The sequence below is a fragment of the Lysobacter korlensis genome (assembly GCF_042434515.1).
On sequence record NZ_JBHLTG010000003.1, the window covers coordinates 702623 to 727090 of the forward strand.

General features: G+C 67.9%; 23 protein-coding genes. 14 read left to right on the top strand and 9 right to left on the bottom strand.

What is annotated here, in order from left to right:
* Window positions 1-161 precede the first annotated feature (161 nt).
* Window positions 162-1262 (bottom strand): NAD(P)/FAD-dependent oxidoreductase, encoded by a 1101-nt coding sequence (locus tag ACFFGH_RS16225; protein WP_386670095.1) that lies wholly within the window; start codon window positions 1260-1262, stop codon window positions 162-164.
* 242 nt (window positions 1263-1504) lie between these two features.
* On the opposite strand from ACFFGH_RS16225, the gene ACFFGH_RS16230 reads away from it, so the two are divergent.
* On the top strand, window positions 1505-2062 hold the full coding sequence (locus ACFFGH_RS16230) for a hypothetical protein (RefSeq protein ID WP_386670097.1): 558 nt from the start codon (window positions 1505-1507) through the stop codon (window positions 2060-2062).
* Between the two features lie 152 nt (window positions 2063-2214).
* Here ACFFGH_RS16230 and ACFFGH_RS16235 read toward each other — a convergent pair whose 3' ends face one another.
* Window positions 2215-3057 (bottom strand): class I SAM-dependent methyltransferase, encoded by an 843-nt coding sequence (locus tag ACFFGH_RS16235; protein WP_386670099.1) that lies wholly within the window; start codon window positions 3055-3057, stop codon window positions 2215-2217.
* 240 nt (window positions 3058-3297) lie between these two features.
* On the opposite strand from ACFFGH_RS16235, the gene ACFFGH_RS16240 reads away from it, so the two are divergent.
* Window positions 3298-5379 (top strand): S8 family serine peptidase, encoded by a 2082-nt coding sequence (locus ACFFGH_RS16240; protein WP_386670101.1) that lies wholly within the window; start codon window positions 3298-3300, stop codon window positions 5377-5379.
* A gap of 114 nt (window positions 5380-5493) precedes the next feature.
* On the opposite strand, the gene ACFFGH_RS16245 is transcribed toward ACFFGH_RS16240, so the two are convergent.
* A complete protein-coding gene (locus tag ACFFGH_RS16245) occupies window positions 5494-5901 on the bottom strand; it encodes a hypothetical protein (protein WP_386670103.1) in 408 nt (135 codons plus the stop codon).
* A 175-nt stretch (window positions 5902-6076) separates the two neighbouring features.
* On the opposite strand from ACFFGH_RS16245, the gene ACFFGH_RS16250 reads away from it, so the two are divergent.
* The gene (locus tag ACFFGH_RS16250; RefSeq protein ID WP_386670105.1) at window positions 6077-6637 is read left to right on the top strand and encodes a thermonuclease family protein; all 561 of its coding nucleotides are present in this window, start codon (window positions 6077-6079) and stop codon (window positions 6635-6637) included.
* 42 nt (window positions 6638-6679) lie between these two features.
* On the opposite strand, the gene ACFFGH_RS16255 is transcribed toward ACFFGH_RS16250, so the two are convergent.
* The gene (locus tag ACFFGH_RS16255) at window positions 6680-7432 is read right to left on the bottom strand and encodes a hypothetical protein (RefSeq protein ID WP_386670106.1); all 753 of its coding nucleotides are present in this window, start codon (window positions 7430-7432) and stop codon (window positions 6680-6682) included.
* Window positions 7433-7822: 390 nt separating this feature from the next.
* Complete coding sequence (locus ACFFGH_RS16260) at window positions 7823-8719, bottom strand: manganese catalase family protein (protein WP_386670269.1); 897 nt, start codon at window positions 8717-8719, stop codon at window positions 7823-7825.
* A 319-nt stretch (window positions 8720-9038) separates the two neighbouring features.
* On the opposite strand from ACFFGH_RS16260, the gene ACFFGH_RS16265 reads away from it, so the two are divergent.
* The 7 genes from ACFFGH_RS16265 (at window position 9039) to ACFFGH_RS16295 (ending at window position 16684) form a co-directional block, all read left to right on the top strand.
* On the top strand, window positions 9039-11051 hold the full coding sequence (locus ACFFGH_RS16265) for a hybrid sensor histidine kinase/response regulator (RefSeq protein ID WP_386670108.1): 2013 nt from the start codon (window positions 9039-9041) through the stop codon (window positions 11049-11051).
* Between the two features lie 222 nt (window positions 11052-11273).
* Window positions 11274-12137, top strand: a complete 864-nt coding sequence (locus ACFFGH_RS16270) for an STAS domain-containing protein (RefSeq protein WP_386670110.1) — start codon at window positions 11274-11276, stop codon at window positions 12135-12137.
* A gap of 3 nt (window positions 12138-12140) precedes the next feature.
* Window positions 12141-12512 (top strand): STAS domain-containing protein, encoded by a 372-nt coding sequence (locus ACFFGH_RS16275; RefSeq protein ID WP_386670112.1) that lies wholly within the window; start codon window positions 12141-12143, stop codon window positions 12510-12512.
* Window positions 12509-12913, top strand: coding sequence for an anti-sigma regulatory factor (locus ACFFGH_RS16280; protein WP_386670114.1), 405 nt, complete (start codon window positions 12509-12511; stop codon window positions 12911-12913). The genes ACFFGH_RS16275 and ACFFGH_RS16280 overlap by 4 nt, the downstream gene beginning before the upstream one ends.
* Window positions 12913-13893, top strand: coding sequence for an ATP-binding protein (locus ACFFGH_RS16285; protein ID WP_386670271.1), 981 nt, complete (start codon window positions 12913-12915; stop codon window positions 13891-13893). The genes ACFFGH_RS16280 and ACFFGH_RS16285 overlap by 1 nt, the downstream gene beginning before the upstream one ends.
* Before the next feature lie 8 nt (window positions 13894-13901).
* Complete coding sequence (locus tag ACFFGH_RS16290) at window positions 13902-14774, top strand: sensor histidine kinase (protein WP_386670116.1); 873 nt, start codon at window positions 13902-13904, stop codon at window positions 14772-14774.
* Window positions 14771-16684, top strand: a complete 1914-nt coding sequence (locus ACFFGH_RS16295) for a hybrid sensor histidine kinase/response regulator (protein WP_386670117.1) — start codon at window positions 14771-14773, stop codon at window positions 16682-16684. The genes ACFFGH_RS16290 and ACFFGH_RS16295 overlap by 4 nt, the downstream gene beginning before the upstream one ends.
* A 25-nt stretch (window positions 16685-16709) precedes the next feature.
* Here ACFFGH_RS16295 and ACFFGH_RS16300 read toward each other — a convergent pair whose 3' ends face one another.
* From ACFFGH_RS16300 to creB, 3 genes are all read right to left on the bottom strand, one after another.
* Window positions 16710-18131: an Hsp70 family protein gene (locus ACFFGH_RS16300; protein WP_386670273.1), complete on the bottom strand. Its 1422-nt coding sequence runs from the start codon at window positions 18129-18131 to the stop codon at window positions 16710-16712.
* A 118-nt stretch (window positions 18132-18249) separates the two neighbouring features.
* Window positions 18250-19683, bottom strand: a complete 1434-nt coding sequence (creC, locus tag ACFFGH_RS16305) for a two-component system sensor histidine kinase CreC (RefSeq protein WP_386670119.1) — start codon at window positions 19681-19683, stop codon at window positions 18250-18252.
* Between the two features lie 2 nt (window positions 19684-19685).
* A complete protein-coding gene (gene creB / locus ACFFGH_RS16310) occupies window positions 19686-20372 on the bottom strand; it encodes a two-component system response regulator CreB (protein WP_386670121.1) in 687 nt (228 codons plus the stop codon).
* Window positions 20373-20550: 178 nt separating this feature from the next.
* Between creB and ACFFGH_RS16315 the strand changes: the two genes are divergently transcribed.
* Window positions 20551-20895 (top strand): hypothetical protein, encoded by a 345-nt coding sequence (locus tag ACFFGH_RS16315; protein ID WP_386670123.1) that lies wholly within the window; start codon window positions 20551-20553, stop codon window positions 20893-20895.
* A 143-nt stretch (window positions 20896-21038) separates the two neighbouring features.
* Here the strand turns inward: ACFFGH_RS16315 and ACFFGH_RS16320 are convergent, their stop codons facing one another.
* Window positions 21039-21776: an rRNA pseudouridine synthase gene (locus ACFFGH_RS16320; protein WP_386670125.1), complete on the bottom strand. Its 738-nt coding sequence runs from the start codon at window positions 21774-21776 to the stop codon at window positions 21039-21041.
* A 174-nt stretch (window positions 21777-21950) separates the two neighbouring features.
* Here ACFFGH_RS16320 and ACFFGH_RS16325 point away from each other — a divergent pair, with 174 nt between their 5' ends.
* The 3 genes from ACFFGH_RS16325 to ACFFGH_RS16335 all read left to right on the top strand — a co-directional run bounded on the left by ACFFGH_RS16325 (window position 21951) and on the right by ACFFGH_RS16335 (window position 24433).
* Window positions 21951-22298, top strand: a complete 348-nt coding sequence (locus ACFFGH_RS16325) for a hypothetical protein (RefSeq protein ID WP_386670127.1) — start codon at window positions 21951-21953, stop codon at window positions 22296-22298.
* Window positions 22299-22541: 243 nt separating this feature from the next.
* A complete protein-coding gene (locus ACFFGH_RS16330; RefSeq protein WP_386670129.1) occupies window positions 22542-23465 on the top strand; it encodes a M14 family metallopeptidase in 924 nt (307 codons plus the stop codon).
* Between the two features lie 185 nt (window positions 23466-23650).
* The gene (locus ACFFGH_RS16335; RefSeq protein ID WP_386670130.1) at window positions 23651-24433 is read left to right on the top strand and encodes a hypothetical protein; all 783 of its coding nucleotides are present in this window, start codon (window positions 23651-23653) and stop codon (window positions 24431-24433) included.
* The last annotated feature ends 35 nt before the right edge of the window (window positions 24434-24468 follow it).

The following is a 24468-nucleotide window of genomic DNA, read 5'->3' on the forward strand; positions in this document are numbered from 1 at the left end:
AAACGCATCCAGAAAGTTGAATATTTGGATCGCGGCGATAGGGGCTGTTTATCGCGCTGAGATCGTTACGCGGGTGTCGCTGCGTCATCCGCCGCTCGCGGCGCGGGCAGATGCTCGGTTCCGCGCTGAGCCTGTCCGGACATATGGCATCGCTCGGCCGCTCAGCACCGGCGCTTGTGGAAGTACACCTGCTCGGCAGCCCATCGCAGCGGCGGTGAGTACAGCAACAGGTCGAAGGGCCAATCGAACTGCAGACGGTCATACGCCCAGCGCAGCGCGCGCTTGGTGCGAAAGCGCGGGGCCGCCTCGACCGCGACCTGTTCGGGCGCTGGTCCGCCGTCGTGCCGGTGTGCCGCCAGCGCGCGGCCGACGGCCCAGCCGTGCTCCCAGGCCGAGTGGATGCCGCCGGCCGTGACCGGGGAGACGATGCCGGCCGCATCGCCGATCAGGATGGCGCGGTCACGTGCCATGTCGAACACCGGGCCGCTGCACGGGATCAGCCCGGCGCGCGTGTGCCCGGGCTTCAGATGCCGCGGCAGGCCGCCGGCCTGGCCGACGCGCAGCAGGAACGCGTCGATGTCGGGCACACGTGCGTTGGACGGGTCGTGACGCAGCGCGAGGCCTGCCTGCACACCGGTCGGGCTCTGCGCGATCCAGCCGATGTATCCGGGTGCGTAGCGCTTGCTGATGAAGCAGTGCAGGGCGCCTGGCTGTGCAAGCGTGGCGCCCGGGAATTCGTACTCGACGCCATAGAGAGACTGCCGCACCTCGCCAAGCCCGCAGCGTCGCGCCACGCGTGAGCGCGCGCCGTCGGCGCCGACGAGGTAGCGAGTGCGACCCGCACCCTCCACCTGCCAGCCATCGGCAGTGCGCTTCGCTTCGGTGAACGAGCACCCGAGGCGCACGTCCACGCCGTGCGCGCGCATGCGCTCGGTCAGCCAGCGCATGACCGCGGGTGTGTCGGTGGTGAGGAAGTAGTAGCCCGGCGCGGCCAATGCGACCTGCTTCAGGCTGGGCGCGTACAGACGGACCTGTTCGACGCGCCGCGTCATCGAAGCCGGCAACTGGTTGAGCAGCGTCTGCTCCGCCGCCTCTTTCACGATGATGCCGGTGGTGTGCAGCTTCTCGCCGGGGTCGCGTTTGCGCTCCAGCACGCACACACGCAGCCCGCGCTGGGCGGCGGCGATGGCACACGCAGCGCCGGCGAAGCTGGCGCCGACGATCACGGCGTCGAAGTCGGGGGAGGGCGTCACAGGGTCCATGGCAGTCCGGTCGAATGGAACCGCGACACCATGGCTCCAGGCCGAGAGGCCTTGATGGCGCGAGTGTGAAGCGGGTTTGAAGTGCTCACGGCGCGGCAGCGGGCGACTTCTTCCTCGCTTCACACAAGCGCCATCGAGGGGCCTTGCGCGGGCGCAAGACTGCGGCAGCCCGGAGAGCGCGGAGGCGTCAGCCGCCTGCGCGCCACGGGCGAGACCCGACCACAGCGCAAGGAGAAACGACGATGGCAGGCAGCGGCAGGCGTCACGACGCAAGACGAACGAATCGCTGGGGAAAGGTGATCTGGGGAGGTGCGGTATTGCTGTTGATGCTGCCGGCCGTGGCCATGCAGTTCACCAACGAGGTGAACTGGGACGAGACCGATTTCATCGTCGTTGGCATGCTGCTCGCAGCCGCGTGCGGCATCTACGAGTTGGGTGCGCGGCTCTCGCGCAACACCTGGTACCGGGCTGCCTTCGGCGTGGCGATCGTCACCGCGTTCATGCTGGTCTGGCTCAATCTCGCGGTAGGCGTCATCGGAAACGAGGACAATCCGGCCAACCTCTTTTTTGGTGGCGTTCTCGCGATCGCCATCGTCGGTGCGCTGCTGGTGCGGTTCCGTGCACACGGAATGGCTCGCGTGTTTGATCTCACGGCGATTGCGCAGGCCGCCATGGCCGCATACGCGCTCTTTGCCGGGCCGTACGTGAAAGGCGCTGTTCTGTCGCTCTTATTCGCGATGGCCTGGCTGGTGGCGGCGCGGCTGTTCCGGATTGCGGGACGCCAGCAGGGCGCGGCGTGAGCGCCGCAAGTTGCCCGGCGCGCCCACGAATGAGCCCGCTGAGATTCGCGTCGCGTGATCGCGAAGGGTTAGCGATGCCGAGTTAGTGCGGTGGCGATCGACCTATCGCGCGGCGTGCGTCGCCGGGCGCTGACCCGGCTGCGTCCCGCCCGTCAGCGCCGCACCGCCAGCACGCCATCCAGCGCCAGCTGTGCCTTGAAGCCGGCCTTCTCCAGCCGCTTCGCTACCTCGCGCGGCACGTCGCGCCCGCTGGTGAGCTTGTTCGGACTGCCGGTGTAATGGAACAGGCGTGCACCGCGACGCGCGACGCGCGCCAGCTGGTCGTAAAACACCTGCGAGTAGAGCTCGCCGGCGATGCCGAAGCGCGGCGGGTCGTGAAGCAGGGCATCCACGGACGCATCGGCGACGCGGGCGATCTGCTGCGAGACATCCCCGTGCTCAAGCAGGAGCCGGCCGCCGCTTTCGGGCGCCTCGGGGTCCGGCGACCACGGGTTGAGCGCGCGCAGCCACAACACGTCCTCGTTCTTTTCGAACGACTGGATGCGCGCCACGCCCGCGTCCAGGCAGCAGGCTGCGAAGTAGCCCAGGCCGCCGCAGGTGTCGAGCACGACCTTTCCGCGCGGCTCGACCAGCGCAACCTTGCGCCTGGCGTCGTCAACCGGCGACTCCTTCGAGGTCGGCAGCATCTTGATGCCGTCGATCTCGAACGTCGGCGCGTCCCATTCGGTTGGCACGAGCTTGATCAGCGATCCCGAGTAGCGGGACACGGCAGAGAAGTCCTCGCCATCCCAGTAGTAGATCGTGCGGTCCTTCAGCCGGCCGGGGTACGGATAGTGCTGCCCCTTCCAGGCCCAACCGTCGGCCGCGAGCGTCACCTCCGCCGCGGACCGCCCGAGGTCGAGCGAGCCGGTCCACGCATCGGCGCGGGCGTCGCGCGCCGCGATCAGTGCCTGTGCGACCGGGCGGGTCAGCAGCGGGCCGTGGTACTTCGGCAAGATGACTCTCCGGGTTGGCGGCGCGGGTGGCGGAGGGCGCTGGCGGGAGCGGACCCGCCGGACTCAGGGGGTGGGCAGGATAAAGCCAGCGGCCATCCCGGGCGGGTTTCGCAGGCCGGGCCAGCGCCGTGGCCGGGAACGCGTGGGGGTTTTCCCCTGCGTACGTGGTGGGAATACCGGATGGGCCTGGGCCGCGGATGGGGGGAGAGTCGAGTTATCCCCCAGCTCCGGAGTCCCGCCATGCGTCCTCGCACCGTTACCCGTACCGCACTCGGCCTGGCGATCGCCGCGGGCCTCACGCTGTCCGCCGCGGCCCAGGCAGACGCGCTGGTGTCCAAGGATCTGCAGCAGCGGCTCGACACGGAGTCGACCCACCGCGTGGTCGTGACGTTCACGGACCGCTCGCACATGTCGAAGCTGGCCAACCTCACCAGCGAGATCCTGCCGATGAACGCGCTGCCGATGGCCGGCGCGCTGCTCACCTCGTCGCAGGTGCGTCAGGTCGCGCAGTGGGAAGGCGTCGAGAGCATCTACTTCGATGCGCCGCTCAAGTACTTCAACTATGACGCGGGCGAGATCACGAACGGCCACAAGGTGCATGACGGCATCGGCCTGAGCGGCAGGGGCATCACGATCGCGGTGCTCGACTCGGGCGTGGACGCCACGCACCCGGACCTGCCGCAGGGCACCAAGGTCGTGCAGAACGTGAAGCTGGTCGGCGACCTCGGTATCGCCGGCGCTTCGGCATGGGTCGAGAACGTGCCGAACACCGACACCACCAGCGGCCACGGCACGCACGTGGCGGGCACGGTCGGCGGCACCGGCGAGGCGTCGATCAATGACAAGCGCCGCCCGCGCGCCCATGACGGCATCGCGCCGGCTTCGAAGATGGTCGGCATCGGCGCTGGTGAGGGCCTGAGCATCCTCTACGCGCTGATGGGCTTCGATTACGCGCTCGCCAACCGCGAAAAGTACAGCATCGACATCATCACCAACTCCTGGGGCAGCTCGAACAGCGTGTACGACCCCAGCAACCCGATCAACAAGGCCAGCTACGAGGCCTACCGCCAGGGCATGGTCGTCGCGTTTGCTGCCGGTAACGACGGCCCGGACGAGAACACGCTGAACCCGTACGCGATCGTGCCCTGGGTGATCAACGTCGGTTCGGGCACGAAGTCGAAGGACCTGTCGAACTTCTCCAGCCGCGGCGTCGAGGGCGATTTCTACAAGCACATCGACGTGGTGGCGCCGGGCTCGAGCATCACCTCGACGCGTGCCCCGAACACCGTGATCGGCGCACTCGGCCCGGTGATCGATCCGAACAATCCGACCTACACGCAGTACTACCACACGATCAGCGGCACCAGCATGGCGACGCCGTTCGTCGCGGGCACCGCCGCGCTGCTGCTTGAGGCGAATCCGGACCTGTCGCCCGACCAGATCGAAGACATCCTGATGCGCACCGCGTCGCCGATGAACTTCCCGTACCACGTCGTGGGCGGCGGTTACATCGACGTGCTGGCGGCGGTCGATCTCGCGTCGCGGACGGCGGGCCAGCGCGGCGAGTTCCTCAAGGGCGTCACCAAGTGGTCGAGCAAGGGCCGCTGGACGATCGCCGCGGACACGCATTCGCTGCTGTCCTACAGCGGCAGCTGGTCGAGCGTGGCCGACACCGGCACGACCGATGGCAGCTATCGCAAGGCGACGGTGACGAAGAAGTCCGCGCCGCGTCTGAACCTCGCTTTCGAAGGCAACGCCGCGCAGATCCTCTATCCGCGCAACTCGAAGGGCGGTCTGGCCGATGTGTACGTCGACGGCAAGAACGTCGGTCGCATCAGCTTCTACAGCGCGACCGAAGACGACCGCAACAGCTTCCCGATCACGGGCCTGTCGGCCGGTCTGCACCACGTCGAGCTGCGCGGTATCTCGGGCAACGTCTATTTCGACGGCAGCCTGACCGAAGGCCAGCTCTACGCGACCAACACCGTCATCAGCGAGAAGACCAGCCGTTTTACGGGCACGATGGGCCCGTCGGCGGAGAACCTCGAGGTTGACGAGTTCGCGTTCGAAGTCGGCGCCGATGCGATTTCGATCAAGGCCGTGCTCGGCTGGGACGGCGGCGTGGACGTCGACTTCTCGCTGGTCGACCCGGACGGCAACGAAGTGGCATCCGGCGCGACGCTGTCGAATCCCGAAACGCTGGAGTATGCGGTGACGCGTCCGGGCACCTACAAGTACCTGGTCAAGGGCTTCGCCACGGTGGTGGCGAACTACACGCTCGACAGCACGGTGACCAGCGCAACGACGACCGTCGCGAAGTAAGCAACGCGCAACGCCCGTAACAGGGGCGGGGCAGGCCGGGATACCGGCCTCCTCCGCCCCTGTTGCTCTGTAGATGACGCGAACCGGCCGCTGCGGTGACAGCGGCCGCGGTGATCAGTGCCGCGCTTCGGCGCCGCGCGATGCGCCTGTGTTGCCGCGGGAAGCGCCGTTGCGGCTGGACGAGCGCTGCGAGCGGCCGTCGGCCAGCAGTTCGCGCGACGCTTCGGTGCTCTCGCGGTCCAGCTCGGCAAGCCGGCGCTCGAACTCCTGCAGCACGCGGTCGAGCAGCTGCGCCTTCGCCTCGGTCCGCGAGTTCGCGTTGCCCGCATTGCCTCCCTTCGAGCGGCCCTGCGAGTTCAACGCCAGCTGTTGCCGCTGCAACAGGTCGCGCTGCTTGTCGCGCAGTTCGCGCGTGCGGCGGATTGCCTTGGCAAGGTCGGCGACGTGCCATGGACCGCGCGAGCGCACCAGTTCGAGTTCGCGTTTGCTGAGCAATGCCGCCTCGTTCGCTGAAAGCCTCATCGTCTTTCTCCCGTCTGCGTGAATCACCACCGTAGCGGCCGAGCTGTCGAGGTGCCGTGCGGGTGCGGGCCGCTGCGTGCCGAGGCATGAACACAGGGCCCTTCTTATCACTCCGGTCCCCGGTCCCCACTGCTACGGTTGGGTGGTCGCGTGCACTGCGCAATCGGGAGAATGGATGAGCCAGGTCTCCGACATCGGTCGCGGATGGGTCCGTCTGATCGGACCGGGCCTGTTGTGCCTCGCCGCAAGCGCGTGCGAAGGCCAGCGTTGGCCGTCGGCCGAGGAAGCGCCGCCGCCCCATGACGACAGCCGGGTGGTCGGGCGCGCCAGCGTGATCGACGGCGATACGCTCGAGATCCGGGACCGCCGCATCCGCCTGTGGGGCATCGACGCGCCGGAATCCGGCCAGCAGTGCGGGCACCCGGACGGCCGCCGCTGGCGCTGCGGCACCGAGGCGGCGCGTGCGCTCGCCGACTGGATCGGGCAGCGCAACCTCAACTGCGATCCGCGCGGAAAGTCCTACGAGCGGCTGGTTGCGCGCTGCACGGTTAACGGCCACGACGTGGGCGAGTGGATGGTGCGCAACGGCTGGGCGCTTGAGTACCGGCGTTTCAGCAAAGGGCAGTACGAGAACGCGCAGAAGGCGGCCATCGATGCCGGGGTAGGCATACACGAGGGGACGTTCGAGCCGCCCTGGGAGTACCGCAAGCGTCGGCGCGAACGCAGCCGGCAGTAGACGCAGCCGGCCCAGCGGGCCGTACGCCCACCATTCAATTCGTCAGTGCGCGCGGCGCGGGCAGGTTTCGATACCCGCGAACGCCTGCGGCACTACATAAACGACGGGGTGCTGCAGGCAGAAGCGCGGCGCTGCGCCCTTCTGGTAACCGTTGAGGTTCACCTGTCCCGCGCGGGCCATGCCGACGCTTTCGAGCAGTCTGCGTGCTCGCGCCCGCTCGGGATGCCCGGCACTTCGTCGTGCCGCCGGGCTGTTGACCAGCGCGGTCTCGTCCACCGTCAGCCCCGCAGCGCCGCCAACCACTTCAGGCACCAGCTCGTGCAGATAGTTGACGGCCTGCCACAGCAACTGGTGACGCATGCGGTCGGTGTCGCACGCGGCCGCCACGCTCAGGTCGAGCACGGGCACCCAGACCTCGGGCACCGAATGCAGCCGCCATTCGCGCAGCGCAGCCGGGCGCATGCCGAGCGTCGTGGGATCGAGCAGGGCAGTGAACATACGACCAAGACCGGAGTCGGCCCCCAACGCCGACGCCTCGGTGGCGATATCGACCAGCGCCACCTGCAGCAAGCCGAGCGCCGGACCGTCGGGAACGCGCCACGACAGTTGCAGACCGCGCTGGCGATGCAGCCCACCCCCCACCGCGCTCGGCACTTCTGCGTAGCGGGCACCGACCAGCATGGCGGCGCGGCCGTGCCTGCCGAACTCCAGTGACCTGCCGGTGACGATGCTCGGCCCGAAACGGCCGAGTTCGCCGACTTCGCTGGAGACGAGCGCGGCGGGGGGCAGGAGCATCGGGAATTGGGCGACTCGAGGATGACGCCGGCAAGCTTGCCCCAGCGCTCGTCGCACAAAACCGAGCGCCGTTCTCACTTCACGTCGAGGCCACCCGCATTCGGCACCGCGAGCACAGTTCGACGGATCCGGGGCCGCGGGGGCTGGACAGGGCAGTCGTCCATGTCGGCGGGCACCGTGGCTCCTTGCTGTCGCCCCGTGTCGTGTAGCGCGTCGCCACCTGCTGATCCCTCTAAACGCCCGGCGCCGCGCGGGCCTGCGAGTGCGGCTGCCCACTCCCGGTGGTTCATAACCCCACACCGCAGACGACCAAGGCCGCATCGAAACGGCCGCCTCAAACGCAAGCAGGCCGGTGTAACCCGGCCTGCTGCGAGACAACGTCCGTTGGAGTCAGTGCTTCTGAGGTCGATTCGTTGCATCACCACGACCCAGCGTCACGCCGGTCGCCGGATTGGCCTCGAGGTTCGACTTCAGGCGCATCGTCATCTGCTCGACCGCCTTTTTCTGCTGGCCGGACAGCTTCACCGACATCAGGCCCTTGCCATCATCCACGCCGAGTTGCGTGGTGAGATCGGACACGACGTTGAAGTCCTCATCGTTATTCCACGGCCCGCGCATGTCGCCTGCGCCCTGCGAGGCGTTGACGTACATGTTCGCGTACTCGGGGTTGCCGGCGAGCTTGCCCGGCGGGAAGTTCGGCTCGATCGAGTACAGCGCCTTCTCGAACGACTGCTGGTGGGCGATCTCGCGCGTCATCAGAAACTTCAGCGCATCCTTGACGCCGGGGTCGTCGGTCAGGTTGATCAGACGCTCGTAGACGATCTTCGCGCGCGCCTCGGCGGCGATATTCGAGCGCAGGTCTGCCGTCGGCTCGCCGATGCTGTCGACATAGCCGGCGTTCCAGAGTTGTCCTGCCGAATTGATCAGTGACGGCCCGCCGCCGAACAGCACCTGCGTAACATGCGAGTCGTTGCCCGCGCCCTGCAGTTTCCGGAACAGTTCGGCTTCGGAGTCTACGGCTTCGGCCAGCTCGCCCTTGGCGCCCTTGTTGAGCATCGCGACGATCGTTCCGATCACTTCCAGGTGGCTCAGTTCTTCCGTCGCGATGTCGAACAGCATGTCGCGGCGACCGGGATCTTCTTCGGCAAGCGCCTGCGTGAAATAGCGCATCGCTGCGGCAAGCTCGCCCTGCGGGCCGCCGAACTGTTCGAGCATCAGGTTCGCAAGCGCCGGATTCGGCTCATGCACGTGGACGGAGTACTGCAGTCGTTGATTATGTGAAAACACGGGTTTCTCCTTGGTCTGGCTGGACGGCGTCGCTGGTCGTGGCTTGACGACACCATTGGGACGGTGTCGGCACATCCTGCGGACCGGATCGGAAACGCTGCGTACAAGCGGCAGTAAGAGCGGCGCCCCCGAACGCTGGCCCGTGCCGGTGAAGCGATCGCCGTACGACGCGGACGAGGTTCGCAATCGCCCGTTGTCGGCATCGCTTTCAAGGAGGCGGATACGCTTGGCACCGGATCATTTTTTCAACGTGGGGATCACGCGAGCCGCAACAGCCGATCGATAGGCTTGCGCGCATCTCAGGCATTCGCCCGTTCAGATGCCCGCGCTCGATTTCCAGTCGCTCTTCAATGCTTCGCCGAATCCCTACCTGGTGCTCGATCGCGACCTCAACATCGCGGGCGCGAACGAGGCCTATCTGCGCGCGACCAAGCGGGAGCTCTCGGACATCGTCGGGCGTTGGGCGTGGGATGCGTTTCCGACCGATCCAGAAACGTTGAAGCAGTCGGTTGCATCGTTCGAGCGCGTGATACGCACGCGGCAGCCCGACACGATGGCGCTGCTGCGTTTCGACATTCCGCGCCCGGCGGCGGAGGGCGGCGGTTTCGAAGTGCGCTACTGGAGCATCACGCATACGCCGGTACTGGATGCCGACGGTGAAGTCGCGTTCGTGCTGCAGCATCCGATCGACGTGACCGAACTCGAGCGTCTGCGACAGGCGCAGGATTGCGAGGACACGAAGCGCGCGCTCGAGCCTGCCCACTCGCGCATCTTCGACCGCGCGCAGGCCGTGCATGAGGCGAACCTGGCGCTCAAGGCCGACAGCGACCGCCTTCGCTCGCTGTTCGAGCTTGCGCCCAGCCCGATCGCCGTTCTTTCGGGCCCGGATCTCGTGATCGAGTTGGTCAACGAGGCATTTTGCCGCTTTACCGGGCGCCACGGCGTTGCAGGCCAGCCTCTGCTATCGGTGTTTCCCGAACTGCAGGGGCAGGGCTTCCGGTCACGCCTGCAGGAGGTGATTGCGACCGGCGCCCCCTACGTCGGGCGCGACGTGCGCATCGCGCTGCGTCGCGACCCCGAGGGCCCGGTCATTGAGCTGTTCCATGACGTGCTGTATCAGCCGCTGTTCGACCCGCACGGATCGGTCAGCGGCGTGTTCTGCCAGATCATCGACGTCACCGAGCAGCACAACGCCGCACAGGCGCTGCGCACCGCGAACCGGCGCAAGGACGAGTTCATTGCGATGCTGGCGCACGAGCTTCGAAACCCGCTCGCGCCGATTCGTACTGCCTTGAAAGTGCTGGAGCTGGAGCCGCCGCCCGAAGACGCCGCCCGGGCGCGCGGCGTCATGGGCCGCCAGCTCAACCACATGGTCAGGCTGATCGACGACCTGCTCGACATCGCGCGCATCAACAGCAGCAAGATCGAGCTCAAGCTGCAGCCGGCGTCCGTGCAGGATCTCGTGCACGGCGCCATCGAGGGCAGCCGTCCCGTGATCGATAACGCAGGTCACGAGCTCAGTGTCGCGATGCCCGAACACGCGATGCAGGTGCACGCCGACCCGACGCGCATTACGCAGGTGATCGGCAACCTGCTCAACAACGCCGCGAAGTACACGCCGCCGGGCGGGCGCATCGAGGTTGCGGTGGAGGCCGAGCGACGATGCGTCGCGATCCACGTGCGTGACAACGGCATCGGCATACCGCGCGAATCGCTGCCCCGCGTGTTCGACCTGTTCTCGCAGGCGGGTCGATCGCAGATCCAGTCGCACGGCGGCCTCGGCATCGGCCTTGCGCTGGTGAAGAGCCTGGTCGAACTGCACCGCGGCTCCGTGCACGTGGCCAGCGAAGGGTCGGGCAGGGGAAGCGCGTTTTCCGTGCGGCTGCCGCTTGCGCACACGGGCGACGCGCCATCGCCGGCCGGCGCGGCCGATATGCAGGATGACCTGGCGCAGGCGGCACCACTGAAAGTACTGGTGGTGGACGACAACGTGGACGCCGCGCAAACGATGCGGCTGCTGCTCGAGATGCTCGGCCACGACGTGCACGCGGTGCACGACGGCTTCGGCGCGCTGGAGGTCGCCGAGCATCTCTGCCCGGACATTGCGTTCCTCGACATCGGGCTGCCGGGCATTGACGGGCACGAGACCGCGCGCCGGCTGCGCATGACCCCGCACGGCCGGCAGATGACGCTGGTCGCGGTGACGGGCTGGGGTTCGGAGCGCGACGTGGCGCTGGCGCACGAGAGCGGCTTCGACCACCACATGACGAAGCCGGTCGATCCGCTCCAGGTGGCGCGGGTGCTTGCCGATCGCAGCCGGCGGGCCGACTGAGTCGCGGCACTCGCCGCACGCAGGCGCCGGTCGCGGCGATGCGCCGCGGATGTCGGCCGCGCGATGCCCGCCGGGCAGGCCGCACGAGCCTGCCACCAGCGCGATCGCCCGGACCGGACGCAGCGGCCGCGAGCGGGCGATCCACCGTCAGCGCTGTGCACACGCGCTTGCGCACGTGCGTGCTAGTGTTCGGCCCCTTTCTCCATGCCGAGCGCCCAGCCTATGTCGAGTGATTCCGCTCTTCTGATCGCGATCCTGCAGCAGGATCAGTCCGGCATTCTCACGGCATGGATGAGCGAGCTGGAGCAGTCTGCCGGGGCGCTGCGAGGGCGGGTGACCAAAGCGGAGCTCACGCAGCGCGCAAGCGAGATGCTCGACCAGCTCGTGCAAGCCGTCGCGGTAGATGCGGACGGCACCACCTCGGCCGACTTCGCCGCGCTGGACCGCTTCTTCGACGACTTCGCGCGTGACCGCGTGCTGCAGGGCTTTAACGCGGAGGAGACCGCGACGTTCGTGCTCTCGCTCAAGCGGCCGATCTTCACGCGGCTGCAGCAGCGCCAGGGTGGCGACGCCGATGCACTCGCCGCCGGCCTCTGGGACGCGACCCAGCTGATCGACAAGCTGGCGCTGCGCTGCGTCGGCGCATTCCAGCGCATGCGCGAGGCGGTGATCGACCGCCAGCAGCAGGAACTGCTCGAGCTGTCGACCCCGGTCGTGAAGCTCTGGGACGGCGTATTGGCGCTGCCGATCATCGGCACGCTCGATAGCGGCCGCACGCAGACGATGATGGAGGCGCTGCTGACCCGCATCGCGGACACGGGTTCGGCGATCGCGATCATCGACATCACCGGCGTTCCCACCGTCGATACGCTCGTTGCCCAGCACCTGATCAAGACCGTCACCGCGATCCGCCTGATGGGCGCCGAGTGCATCATCAGTGGCGTGCGCCCGCAGATCGCGCAGACGATCGTCCACCTGGGTGTCGACCTGGGCAACGTCACCACCAAGGCCAACCTCGCCGACGCACTGTCGCTGGCGCTGGGCCGGATCGGCGTGTCGATCTCCAGAACCGCGCGCGGCGCCTGAGCCGTGGACCGCATTCCGATTCTGCGGATGGGCGATGTCCTGCTCGTCACCATCCAGATCGACATGCATGACCAGATCGCCCTGCAGTTGCAGGACGATCTGACGCGCATGATCGAAAAGACCGGCGCCCGCGGCGTCGTGATCGATATTTCCGCGCTTGAAATCGTCGACTCGTTCATCGGTCGGCTGATCGCCGATACCTCGGCAATGTCGCGCGTGCTCGATGCCGCGACCGTGGTCGTCGGCATGCGCCCGGCCGTGGCGATCACGCTGGTCGAGCTGGGCGTTGCGATGCCGGGCGTGAGGACGGCGCTGGACGTCGAGAAAGGCCTTGCGATGCTGCAGGCGGACCGCGCGGGGGACGCCTCTGAATGACCGCCGCCGAGTCGGGACGAATGCCGCTGCGCAGCGAGCAGGACATCGTGCTGGCGCGCCAGGCAGTGCGCCAGCACGCGCAAAGGCTGAAGTTTTCGCTGGTGGACCAGACCAAGATGGTGACGGCCGCCAGTGAGCTCGCCCGCAACGCGCTGGTCTATGGCGGCGGCGGTGACATGGACTGGGAGATCGTGCGCAACGGAGCGCGTACCGGCCTGCGCCTTTCTTTCATCGACCAGGGCCCGGGCATCCCGGACGTGGGGCTTGCTTTGACCGACGGCTGGACCTCGGGCAACGGCCTGGGCCTGGGCCTGTCGGGGACGCGAAGGCTGGTCAACGATTTCGAGCTGCACAGCGAGCCCGGGGCAGGAACGCGCGTCGTCATCACCCGGTGGCAGTGATGGAGCGCGAAGGCGGCCAGTGGCAGGTCACCGAGATCGATGACGCGACCCAGATCGGCAGCGCGCGACGCAATGCCGCGCGGCTGGCCGAGTTCGGCGAGCTGCCCGAAACGGCTGCGGGCCAGCTGGGTTTGATCGCCGTCGAGCTTGGAACGAACCTGCTCAAGCATGCCGTGCGTGGCCGACTGTTCATGCGGATGGAGCGCAGCGACGAGGGCGCGGTGGTCGACGTCGTGGCGATCGACCACGGCCCGGGCATGGACCTGGAGCGCTGCTTCCACGACGGCTTTTCGACCACGGGCACCAGCGGCACCGGGCTGGGCGCCGTGCGGCGCGCGGCGTCAGTGTTCGACGCATATTCGGATTCGCGTGGCAGCGTCGTGTTCGCTCGCCTCGGGACCATGCCCGGCCCAAGGCGCGGTTCAATCTCCATCCCGCTCAAGGGCGAACTCGAAAGCGGTGACCAGTGGCAGTTTCTGCCCACGCCGCAGGGCTGGTCGGCCATCGTCGTCGACGGACTGGGCCACGGACCGGGCGCAGCCACTGCGTCCGATGCCGTGATCGCGGCCCACCGTCAGTGGCCTGGCGAGCCGGGCCGCTGCCTGACAGTGGCGCACGAGCGCAGCCACGGCACCCGCGGTTCGGCCTGCTCGACGGTTGCGTTCGACCGCGAGTCGCGGGTGCTTGTGCACGCTGGGATCGGCAACGTCGCGGTCGTCGTCATCGGACTGGACGATGCGCGCGGGTTGGCCAGCCAGAACGGCACCCTGGGCGGCATCTGCCCGACCGTGCGCGAAAACCGCGTCGAGGTGGGGCGGGGAGCGCTGGCCGCACTGCACACCGACGGACTGGCTTCGCGATGGTCGGTGCACAGCTATCCGGGCTTGCGTACGCGCCACCCTCAGGTCGTTGCCGCTACGCTGTTCCGGGACGTACAGCGGGTCAGGGATGACGCGACTGTGCTCGTAATCGAGACCTGAGGCGGCGGATGAACACCGAAATCGCGCAACTGGAACAGCAACTGGCAGTGGCGCGCAGCCAGATCGCCTCGCTCAACGCCGAACTCGCCGAGACGAACAACGGCGTGCTGGCGCTCTACTCGGAACTCGACGAGCAGGCCGAGGAGCTGCGGCAGGTATCCGAGCTCAAGAGCCGCTTCCTGTCGTACATGAGCCACGAGTTCAGGACGCCGCTGGTGTCGATCCAGAGCATGGGCCGGCTGCTGATCGAGCGCCTCGACGGGCCGTTGACCGAGGAGCAGGAGCGGCAGGTCGAGTTCATCCAGCAGGCGGCGGGCGAACTCAGCGAGATGGTCGACGACCTGCTCGACCTGGCCAAGGTCGAGGCCGGGCGGATTACGGTGTCGCCGGACTGGTTCGAGCTGGTCGATCTGTTCTCCGCGCTACGCGGCATGTTCAAGCCGATCGCGACGGCGGGCGATGTCGCGGTGGTGTTTGAAGAGCCCGAAGGCGTGCCGAGCATGTACTCCGACAACCAGAAGGTGGCGCAGATCCTGCGGAACTTCATCTCCAACGCCTACAAGTTCACCGAGCACGGCTCGATCGTGATCTCGGCCCGCGTGGAGCCCGAGGACATGGTGCGCTTTTCAGTGGCAGACACCGGCATCGGCATTGCTGAAGCCGACCTCGCCACGCTGTTCGAGGATTTCGTGCAGATCAGCTCGGCCCGCAGCCGCAGCCAGCGCGGGACCGGACTCGGACTGTCGCTGTGCAGGCGCTTTGCCGAGTTGCTGGGCGGACGCGTGGAGGTCGAAAGCACGCCGGGCGTGGGCTCGACGTTTCACGCGATCCTGCCGTCGAAGCCTCCGGTCTCACGGAGTGAGACAGAGGCCTCCGCGTGATCGGCCAGATCCAGACCGACCGGCCGGTGCTGGTCGTCGACGACACCAACTCCACGCGGTACTCCACCGTGCGCGTGCTGCGCGCTGCGGGCGCCGAAGTACTGGAGGCCACGACCGGTGAACAGGCGCTGGAGCTCGCGCCCGGCTGCGGCGCGATCGTGCTCGACGTCAACCTGCCTGACATCGACGGCTTTGAAGTCTGCCGGCAGTTGCGCGCGAGCGCGATGAACACCCGCGTCCCGGTGATTCACCTGACCGCCCAACGCATGCGCGACGAGGACAAGATCCGCGGCCTCGAGGCCGGGGCCGACGCCTACCTCACGCATCCCGCTGACCCTGGCGTGCTGGTCGCGACAATCAACGCGCTGCTGCGCGCGCGGGCGGCGGAGGATTCGGAGATGCGCTCGCGCGCGCGCTTCGAAGCAATGTTCCGGACCGCACCGGTCGGCATTGCGCTGGTCGATGCCACGGGCGCGCTGCTGGAAAGCAATGCCGAGATGCTGCGCATTTTCGGGCTGGAATCGGACGACGGGGATGTCTGGCCCGAGCTGCAGCGCCTGGTGCACGGAATACTGGAAACGTGCGGCAAGCGATGCAATCGCGACGCGTCTTCGGTGACCACGACCGCGGAGATCGGGCGGACGGTGCACCTGGACTGCCGCGTCACCTCGCTGGCTGACGAAATCCGTTTGCTGCTGGTGGTGGACGTCACCCTCAGGCAGCAACTGGAGGCCGAACGCGAGGCGCTGCTGCTGCGCGAACGCGATGCGCGCCAGCATGCCGAGGCTGCGAATCGGGCGAAGGACTCGTTCCTCGCACTGCTGTCGCACGAGCTCCGCAACCCGCTGGCCCCGATCAGCTCGGCTGCGCACCTGCTGCAGATGGCGCCCGCCGATGAGGCCGTCGTCGCCCGCGCCAGCGGCGTCATCACGCGCCAGGTGGGCCACATGAAGGAACTCGTCGACGATCTGATGGACGTCTCGCGCGTGACGCGCGGCCTCGTCGAACTCGAAATGACGCCGCTGGAGCTGGGCCCGGTACTGGAAACCGCGGTGGAGCAGGTACGCCCCATGATCCAGGCCCGCGCGCATGCGTTCGAGATCAACGCTCCCGAAGCGCCGGTGTTCGTTAGCGGCGACCGCACGCGCCTGATCCAGGTCGTCGCCAACCTGCTCAACAACGCCGCCAAATACACCCCCGACGGCGGCCGGCTCCGGCTGGAGCTTGGCACCGAGGAAGAAAAAGCCGTCGTCCGCGTCGTCGACAACGGCGTCGGTATCCCGCGCGAGCTGCTACCTCGCGTGTTCGATCTGTTCACCCAGGCCGAGCGCACGCCGGACCGGTCCCAGGGTGGGCTTGGGGTCGGCCTGGCCCTGGTCAAGAGCGTCGTGCAGCTTCACGGCGGCAAGGTCGAGGCGAGCAGCGAAGGCGAGCTGTGCGGCAGCGTGTTCACCGTGCGGCTGCCGCTGAGCCACGCACCCGACGAGGCGCCGGCCCCGAAAACCGCGCCGGAAGCGGGCGCCGCGGCACTGGGCGTGATGCTCGTGGATGACAACGCGGACGCGGCCACGACATTGGCCGAGGTGCTGCGCATGGCCGGCCACGAAGTGAGGGTGGAGCGCGACCCGATCGCCGCGTTGCAGGTCGCCGGCAGCAGCGACGCCGCATACGACGTGTTCGTGCTCGACATCGGGCTGCCGGGGATGAGCGGATACGAACTACTCGGGCAACTCAAAAGCGACCCGCGGTGGAACCACGCCGCATTCGTCGCGCTGACCGGCTACGGGCAGGACTCCGACCACGAGCTGTCGCGGGTCGCGGGGTTCGACTGCCATCTGGTGAAGCCGGTGACGGCCGACCAGCTGCTGAAATCCATCAACGCCTGCGTGGCGGGCAACCGGGCCGGCTGACCCGCGAGGGCACGCCCGGCTGCCGCTACCGGTCTCCGCCGCCCGCCGCGGCCGCCAGACCGCTCACCACGCCGAGCGATGCGTTGCCGTGCACGGCTTCCGCTTCCGGAAACACATCGGCCACGACGCGTCTGATGTAGGGCCCGCGTGACATGCCGCCCGTCAGGAACACCGTGTCGGGGAGCCGGTCCAGGCGCGAACGGACGTCGACGAGCAGTGCCGAGAACGCGCGCAGGTATGCATCGGCACCACGCGTGAGGTCTTCGCCCACGCACGCGGCGCGCAGCCCCGGCTCGATGTAGTCGAGCAGCGCTTCATGCTGCGGCTGCGTGCTGAGCGCGATCTTCGCGTCCTCGACATCGCGTTGCAGGCGCACGGTGTTGCCGGGCTCCTGCAGCGTTATGAGCCGCTCGCCGAACGGCGAGGGCACGTCGCCGAAACCCACGCGCGCCCGGAACGCCTGTTGCCGCTGCAGGTCGTGCACGGCTGCCGCTTCGTAGTAGTGATGCACCGGCGTGCGCGTGTGGTCCTTGCCGAACAGGGGCATGAAGCGCCGCATGCTGAGCGCGAGGTCGACGTCGGTGCCGCCCTGCGCGATGCCCCAGGCGCCGTGCACGCGCGGAGCGTCGGCCTCGCCGCCGACATCCGCAGCCGCGATGTCAGTGGTTCCGCCGCCGATATCGACGACGAGCGTGCGCTGCGTTGAGCGCAGCTCGCGGTGGTATCCGAACGCCGCGGCGGCGGGCTCCTCAAGGAAGGTCACGCGGTCGAAGCCGGCGCCGCGCGCTGCTTCGGTCAGCAGTTCGATCGCCTGTTCGCCGCCGGCCGCACCCATCGAGCTTCGAAACTCGACCGGCCGGCCTAACACCGCTTCGCGCACGGGGACGCCGAACTGCTCCGAAGCCGTCACCCTGATGTGCTCGAGGATGTGCAGCGCAATGCCGACCAGCACGTCCCGTGCAGCGCCGTGGAGTTTGTAGCCGAGCATGGACTTCGGCGACACGACGAGGTGCCCGTCGCCTTCGGCCAGGTAGGCCTCGATCGCGGCGTCGCCGTACACCGCATTCTGCAGCTCCGCGACTGACTGGCGCGCCCGCGTCATCTCGGCTTCCAGCCAATGCCGGCGCACGAGCAGCAGCGCATCCCGCCGCAGTTGCGCTTCCGAACGCGCGACGAACGGGATGGCAGGGCCGGCGGATGCCTCGGCGCGTTCGCGCGCCCGCGCGGCGACGCGTGCCTGCTCGGCGCGGCTGGCGCGCACCAGCGCGTCCACCTCGGCTTCAAGCGCGGGCGTCAGCTCGAAGCGGGACGCATCGGGCAGCGCCTGCGGAAAGTACGCAGTGGTGCGGAACTGCTGGGCATCGCCAAAGCGCACGAGCTCGAGCTGTCCGTCGATGACCGCGCCTGCGGCCGAGTAGCTGGTGCCGAAATCGATGCCGATGCGCACGGGGGTTCGCCGGTCGAAAGGGCCGCGCATTCTAGTCGCCGGTTGCCGCAGCGGGGTGGAGGGCAGGGCGCGTGCTGCGCGAAACCGCGCGTGGCCGTCACATTACGGGCCGCCGGCTTCAGCCCGAAAGCGGCAGGCGCAGCGTTGCCCGTGCGCCCGCGCCGTCGCGGTTTTCAAGTTCGACCGTGCCGCCGTGCAACTTCGCCACCTCGGCCACGAAGCAAAGGCCCAGCCCGCTGCTGCGACCCCCATGGCCCGGCCGCGGTAGCGAATAGAAGCGCTCGAACACGCGGTCCAGTGCGTAGTCGGGCACGCCCGGCCCGCGGTCGCGTACTTCGATCCGGACGTGGGTGCTCTCACGCCTGACTTCGATGTCGACTGTGCTGTTTTCGGGCGCGAAGTCGGACGCATTGTCGACCAGGTTGCCAAGGGCTTGCCGCAGCAGGAACTCGTCACCGCGCACGAGCAGCGCGTCGTCATCACTCGTCAGTTCGATGCGCTGGCCCCGCGACTGCAGCCGCGAATGGCTGTCTTCGACGAGCTGCGCGATCACCTGCGCGATGTAGACAGGCTGAGCGACTTCAAGCCGCTGCCGATGCTCGATGGCCGCAAGCGCCAGCATCTTGTCGATCATCGTCGCAAGCCGCTGGCTCTGGCAGCGGATGGCCTCGGCGAACCGCGCCTGGTCCTGCGGCGGCAACGGTTGCTCCAGCAGTTCCGCGCTGGCGCGGATCGCCGTGAGCGGGCTTTTCATCTCGTGCGTCAGCGTATGCACGTAGCGCTCGACGTATTGCTTGCCTTCAAGCTGCACGCGCATGGTCTCGAGCGCATTGCCGAGGTCGGCAAACTCGCCGGCCGTGCGTGGAAGCGGCGCGCGTTCGCCCACGCTCACCGCATGCGCGTAACGCCGAAGCAGTCCGAGCTGACGAGAAAGCCACGCCGCGGCGGCGATACCGATCAACAGCGCTACCCCGAGCAGCACCGCGCCCCACGTCAGCACGATGCTTCGGCTGCGTTCGATAAAGGGTGCGATGACGCGGTTCGGCTTGGCGACGGTAAGCGAACCGACGATGTTGCCCGCCGCGTCGCGGATTGGCGCGGCGACATGCATCACGGTGGACTCGGGATCGCCGGGATCCAGCGGCGTCGACCGTGCGCCATAGCGGCCGCGAAGCGTGAGATAGACGTCGTTCCAGCGCGAGTAGTCCTCGCCCACGCCTTCACCCGTGCTGTCGTAGACGACCACGCCGCGAGCGTCGGTGACATACACGCGGTAGTGCGCAGCGCGTTTCGCGAAGCCCCAGATGGCCGCGTCCGGGTCACGCTCGCGCAGCGACTGCACGCGCTGCGCGAACCGGCCGTCGGCGATGCGACCGGCGAGGAAGTCGTCGGTCGCGAGTTCCGCCAGCACGTTTGCCATGTCGACCAGTGTGTCTTCCATTGCCTGACGCACACCCGGCTTCACCTGGGCCAGGAACACCTGCGACAGCAGCAGACCGGCCAGCGCAACAATCGCGAAATAGCCGAGGAAGATGCGCAGGCCGATCCGCACGGTCAGTCGACCTGCAGGCAATAGCCGAGGCCGCGCTGCGTGCGTATCGGGTCCGCGTCGGGTGCGACGTCGCGCAATTTCGCGCGCAGCGTCTTGATGTGCGTATCGACCGTGCGATCGGAGCTTTCGCTGTCGCCGCCCCAGACGCGATCCATCAGCTGCGCGCGCGTCAGGATTGCGCCCGGGCGTTGCAACAGCGCTGCAAGCAGGCCGTACTCGTAACGCGTCAGATCCAGCAGGCGGCCGCGGAAGCAGATGCGGTGTCCGATCGCATCGTGTTCAAAGCCGCTGGATGTTGACGGCCCCTGGCTGCGCCGCAACACCGCGCGCACGCGAGCCACGAGTTCGCGCGGGGAGAACGGCTTGGCCACGTAATCATCGGCGCCGATTTCGAGGCCGAGAATGCGGTCGGCCTCGGCGTCGCGCGCGGTGAGAAAAATGACGGGCAAATCGCCGGCTTTGCGCAGCTCGCGGCACAGCGCAAAGCCGCCGATGTCCGGCAGCCCGACGTCGAGGATCGCAAGGTCGAATGCCCCACTGGCCGCGAGTTGCAGCGCGTTGCGGCCGTTCAATGCATGCGCGGTCTCGAAGCCGTCGGCGCGCAGCGCGAACTCGACGGTCTGCGCGATCGACACCTCATCTTCCACCAGCAGTACGCGTGTCATCACCCCTCCCGTTGCGCGGAGCATAGCGACGACGCCGAGCGCGTGCGACGCGCAAGGTCCTGACGCGTGACAGTTACGTCAACGGTTGCGCCTGAATCGCACGCAACACTTCACGCGAACCTTGCACTTCGTCCGCCGAACCGCCGCATGCTCCGCCCCGACGCATTAGGGCGTCATGACCATGCAGAGGTTTGTTATGACCATGTACAGAGCTCTCCTGGCCGTTTCGCTCGGCCTTGCACTTGCGGCTTGCGCTGGTGAGCAGCCGGCGGCCGAGACCGCAGTAGAAGCTCCGGCCGCGGGTGAGATTCCGCAGGCGGGCGACGAAGGCATCGTGACGGGCTCGCCCGAAGAGAACGTCATCGAAACCGATGCGGACGTAGGCGCGACGACGGCGGACGCGGGTGCGATGGGCGAAGTGGGTGCGGAGCCGGCAGGCTCGGCGGCTGGCACTGTCGAGCCGGCGCTGGACCCGGCGCTGCAGACGGAGCCGGTGCTCGAAGGCAGCACCACCGATCAGCAGCCGGCCACTCCGCCGGAGCAGTAATCCACCGACCGGCTGCGCAGCTTCAGCGGCGCGGGTCGGATAGCTGGAACATCGCAGACGTCACCCGGTCCGGAAGGGCCGGGTGATTTTTTATGCGCGCGTTCGCGAACGCCCGCCGGATAAAACGTCCGGACGACAGGATTTCAGAACCGCTCGCCTACGGGCAGGTAGCGCCACTGGCCCGGCGGCATCGCGCCTTCCGGGCCCTTGCCCAGCGGGATCCTGCCGATCCGTAGGCGGCGGATGGAGACGACCTCCAGCCCGACCTGACGGCACATATCGCGCAGCTGGCCGGGTCTGGCGGCCTTGATCGCGAAGCGCAGCCGGACCTCGTTCTGCCAGCTCACCTTGCACGGGGGGAGGGGGCGGCCGTTGTACGACAGGCCGTGGTTGAGCCGACGCAGACCATACGGTGCGATTTCGCCTTCGACCTCGACCAGATATTCGTGCTCGATCTGGTCCGCGTCCTCGGTCAGGCGGCGCCAGACGCGCCCGTCCTGCGACAGCACCATCAGCCCGCTGGCCTCGCGCTCCAGCGGCACGAGTGGCGTGAGGCGGTGGAAATGGCGCTGAAGGCGGCGAACACCGGAGGCGTCGTGCGCCCAGTGGTTCTCGGGCGTGACCAGCCCCGACGCCGGGTTCGATCCGCCGTCGCCATCGAAACCCGCCGGCTTGTGCAGCAGGATGGTCGCCGGCTCGACAGCTTCGGCGCTGGCCTCGGCGTTGACCTCGACATGCTCATCCGTCACGCGCTGCTGCGGGGCTTCGACGACGTGTCCGTCGACCGAGACCCAGCCGTTACGGATGTACTGCTCTGCTTCCGTACGGGTGCAGCCCAGGAGTTGGGCGACGCGTTGGGCAAGACGAACCGGAAGGGACATCGGGGCAGCCGGGAAAACGGGTGCGCAGTGTAGCGACCGCCGCGCGCATTGCCGGTCGTATGGAACACGGCTGAATGCCCCGCAACACTTCACGCCGGGATTGCACATGCAGTCGCCTCACTGTCCAAGCTGCGGTTGGCGCGTCTAGCGTCTACACCTATCCAGAGGTTTCCGATGACGATCTATCGAGTTCTTGGCGCCGCCGTGCTGGCGCTTTCACTGGCTGCCTGCGGCGGCGCGGAGCAAACCGAGAACGCGGCGGTCGAGTCCGACGGTGCTGCCGGTTTCGCGGGACCATCGCCCGGCGCGGCGCCCGCTCCGGGAGTAGCCGACGGCAACACCGTCGCCACGCAGCCCATGCCGGCGGACACGTCCGTAGACGCGGGCGCCATAGTCGATGGCGGCGGCGCGGTCGATCCGACCTCGGGAATGGGCGATCAGCCGCAGGACCCGTTGCAGCAGTCCGATGCGGCGTCGGATGCGGCGGCATCGGACCAGCAGCAGCCGGGTCCGACCCGATAGCGCGAGCGGCGGCGCGCGACTGGCGCGCCGTATGTTCGGACGTGATTGACGAAGGCGCGCGCCGGTGTGCGGTGCGCGCCTTCGGCGTTTTTGAGGCGCGGCGGCGCTCGCCTTTGCGTGACGACGGACGGCGCCCGGTTTGCCGGGGCTGTCCGGTGCCGGAAGTGCGCAGACGGGATGCCAGCATCGCTCTGGTCTGGTGCTAGAGTCGGCGCCCTTCACGCACCCACGCAGGCGGTCGACATGAGTGCAGCCCAGGCCTTCTATCCCATCGGCACGCCCGGTACCGCCTGGGGCGATGCCGAGCGCGACGAATGGCGGTCGCGGCAATCGCGCCGGCGCAGTTACGAAAGCGATGTGCTTGCCAGGATCGAGCAGCTGCGCGGTCGCTTCGACGTCGAGCATTACGGCTGCCTGGACTATCCGCCGGATCGCTACCCGCTGTTCGCGGTCAGAAGCCGGGAGTGGAACGACGACCTCCCGATCGCCCTGGTCACCGGCGGCGTGCACGGCTATGAGACCAGTGGCGTGCACGGTGCGCTGCAGTTCCTCGACCGGCACGCGGCGGACTTCGCCGGGCGGATCAACCTGCTGGTCGTTCCGTGCGTCAGCCCGTGGGGCTACGAACGCGTGAACCGGTGGAACCCCGATGCGGTGGACCCGAACCGTTCGTTCCGCGAGGGTGGAGGCTCAGCCGAGGCCGATGCGCTGATGAAACTCGTCGCGCCGCTGCGCGAGCGGGTGCTGGTGCACATCGACCTGCACGAGACCACCGACTCCGACGAGTCGGAGTTCCGTCCCGCAAAAGCGGCGCGCGACGGTGAGTCGTTCGAAGCCGGCGAAATCCCGGACGGTTTCTACACCGTCGGTGACAGCGAAAACCCGCAGCCCGAATTCCAGACTGCGGTGATCGAAGCAGTCGCGAAGGTCACGCATATCGCGCCGGCCGACCGCAACGGCGAGATCATCGGATCGCCAGTGGTCGCGCCGGGCGTCATCAACTACCCGGTGCGGCAGCTCGCGCTGTGCGCGGGCATCACGGATGCGCGATACACGACGACGACCGAGGTCTACCCGGACAGCCCGCGGGCGACGGCCGAGCAATGCAACGCGGCGCAGGCGGCCGCGGTGTGCGCCGCCCTCGAATTCGCGCTGGCACATCGCTGATCACGACCGCATCTGTCAGGACCGGCGTGGGGCACCGGCCGGCGCAGGTCACTAGCTCGGGCCGGGATGCACTGAATCTCGCCTAAGTACAACCAAATGGGGCGGTATCGACAGAGTTGGCCCCGGATCCCGCCCAACCCCGTTCTACGGGTGTACCCGAGCGCACAAAGAAGGCGTCAAACGTAATGGACAACCACAACACGGACCCCGTGCACCTGCTCTGGACCGGCGGTTGGGACTCCACGTTCCAGCTGCTGCGACTGCTGCTGGTTCATCGTCTGCCGGTGCGGCCGATCTACCTGATCGATGAGAACCGCTCGTCGCTCGATGTCGAGCTGCGCACGATGGAGCGGATTCGCGACGCGCTGGCACGCCACTACCCGGAAACGCGCACGCTGATGCTGCCGACGATGTCCGACCGCGTGTCGCAGTTGCCGGCGGATCCGGAGATCGAGCAGGCATTCGCGCGACTTCTTCGCGAGTGCCCGATCGGCACCCAGTACGAGTGGCTTGCGAAGTTCTGCCGCCAGCACGGCTTGCGCGATGTCGAGGTCGGATTCGAGCGCACGCGCAACGGGGCGGGTGCGCTGCTGACCGATCTCGGCGTGGCAGGCACGTCCGCGGCCGGCTATCCGGTGCATCGCATCTCGCCGGACGGCCAGCATCCGGATGCACAGCTCGTCTTCGGAGCTTACGCGTGCCCGCTGTTCGAGATCAGCAAGCAGGAAATGGCGCAGGAAGTCGACGCCCGCGGGTGGCGTCCGATCATGCTCGAGACATGGTTCTGCCACCGTCCGGCGGGCACCGAGCCCTGCGGCATGTGCAACCCCTGCGTCGGGGTGGTCAAAGCGGGGCTGGGCTGGCGCATCCCGTCGCATCGGCGCGCTTACGCAGCCGTGCACCGCGCAACGATCGGGCTGGTGAAGAAGACTGCCCGCCGCTTCACGCAGCGCACAGCGATGGCCTGACACGAGGTTCGGACGCGACCCAAGCGCCGTCGCAT

Coding starts and splice junctions, on each gene's coding strand:
- ACFFGH_RS16225 (WP_386670095.1), bottom strand. CDS start 1,262: ATGGACCCTGTGACGCCCTCCCCCGACTTCGACGCCGTGATCGTCGGC.
- ACFFGH_RS16230 (WP_386670097.1), top strand. CDS start 1,505: ATGGCAGGCAGCGGCAGGCGTCACGACGCAAGACGAACGAATCGCTGG.
- ACFFGH_RS16240 (WP_386670101.1), top strand. CDS start 3,298: ATGCGTCCTCGCACCGTTACCCGTACCGCACTCGGCCTGGCGATCGCC.
- ACFFGH_RS16245 (WP_386670103.1), bottom strand. CDS start 5,901: ATGAGGCTTTCAGCGAACGAGGCGGCATTGCTCAGCAAACGCGAACTC.
- ACFFGH_RS16250 (WP_386670105.1), top strand. CDS start 6,077: ATGAGCCAGGTCTCCGACATCGGTCGCGGATGGGTCCGTCTGATCGGA.
- ACFFGH_RS16255 (WP_386670106.1), bottom strand. CDS start 7,432: ATGCTCCTGCCCCCCGCCGCGCTCGTCTCCAGCGAAGTCGGCGAACTC.
- ACFFGH_RS16265 (WP_386670108.1), top strand. CDS start 9,039: ATGCCCGCGCTCGATTTCCAGTCGCTCTTCAATGCTTCGCCGAATCCC.
- ACFFGH_RS16270 (WP_386670110.1), top strand. CDS start 11,274: ATGTCGAGTGATTCCGCTCTTCTGATCGCGATCCTGCAGCAGGATCAG.
- ACFFGH_RS16280 (WP_386670114.1), top strand. CDS start 12,509: ATGACCGCCGCCGAGTCGGGACGAATGCCGCTGCGCAGCGAGCAGGAC.
- ACFFGH_RS16285 (WP_386670271.1), top strand. CDS start 12,913: ATGGAGCGCGAAGGCGGCCAGTGGCAGGTCACCGAGATCGATGACGCG.
- ACFFGH_RS16290 (WP_386670116.1), top strand. CDS start 13,902: ATGAACACCGAAATCGCGCAACTGGAACAGCAACTGGCAGTGGCGCGC.
- creB (WP_386670121.1), bottom strand. CDS start 20,372: ATGCTCCGCGCAACGGGAGGGGTGATGACACGCGTACTGCTGGTGGAA.
- ACFFGH_RS16315 (WP_386670123.1), top strand. CDS start 20,551: ATGTACAGAGCTCTCCTGGCCGTTTCGCTCGGCCTTGCACTTGCGGCT.
- ACFFGH_RS16320 (WP_386670125.1), bottom strand. CDS start 21,776: ATGTCCCTTCCGGTTCGTCTTGCCCAACGCGTCGCCCAACTCCTGGGC.
- ACFFGH_RS16325 (WP_386670127.1), top strand. CDS start 21,951: ATGACGATCTATCGAGTTCTTGGCGCCGCCGTGCTGGCGCTTTCACTG.
- ACFFGH_RS16330 (WP_386670129.1), top strand. CDS start 22,542: ATGAGTGCAGCCCAGGCCTTCTATCCCATCGGCACGCCCGGTACCGCC.
- ACFFGH_RS16335 (WP_386670130.1), top strand. CDS start 23,651: ATGGACAACCACAACACGGACCCCGTGCACCTGCTCTGGACCGGCGGT.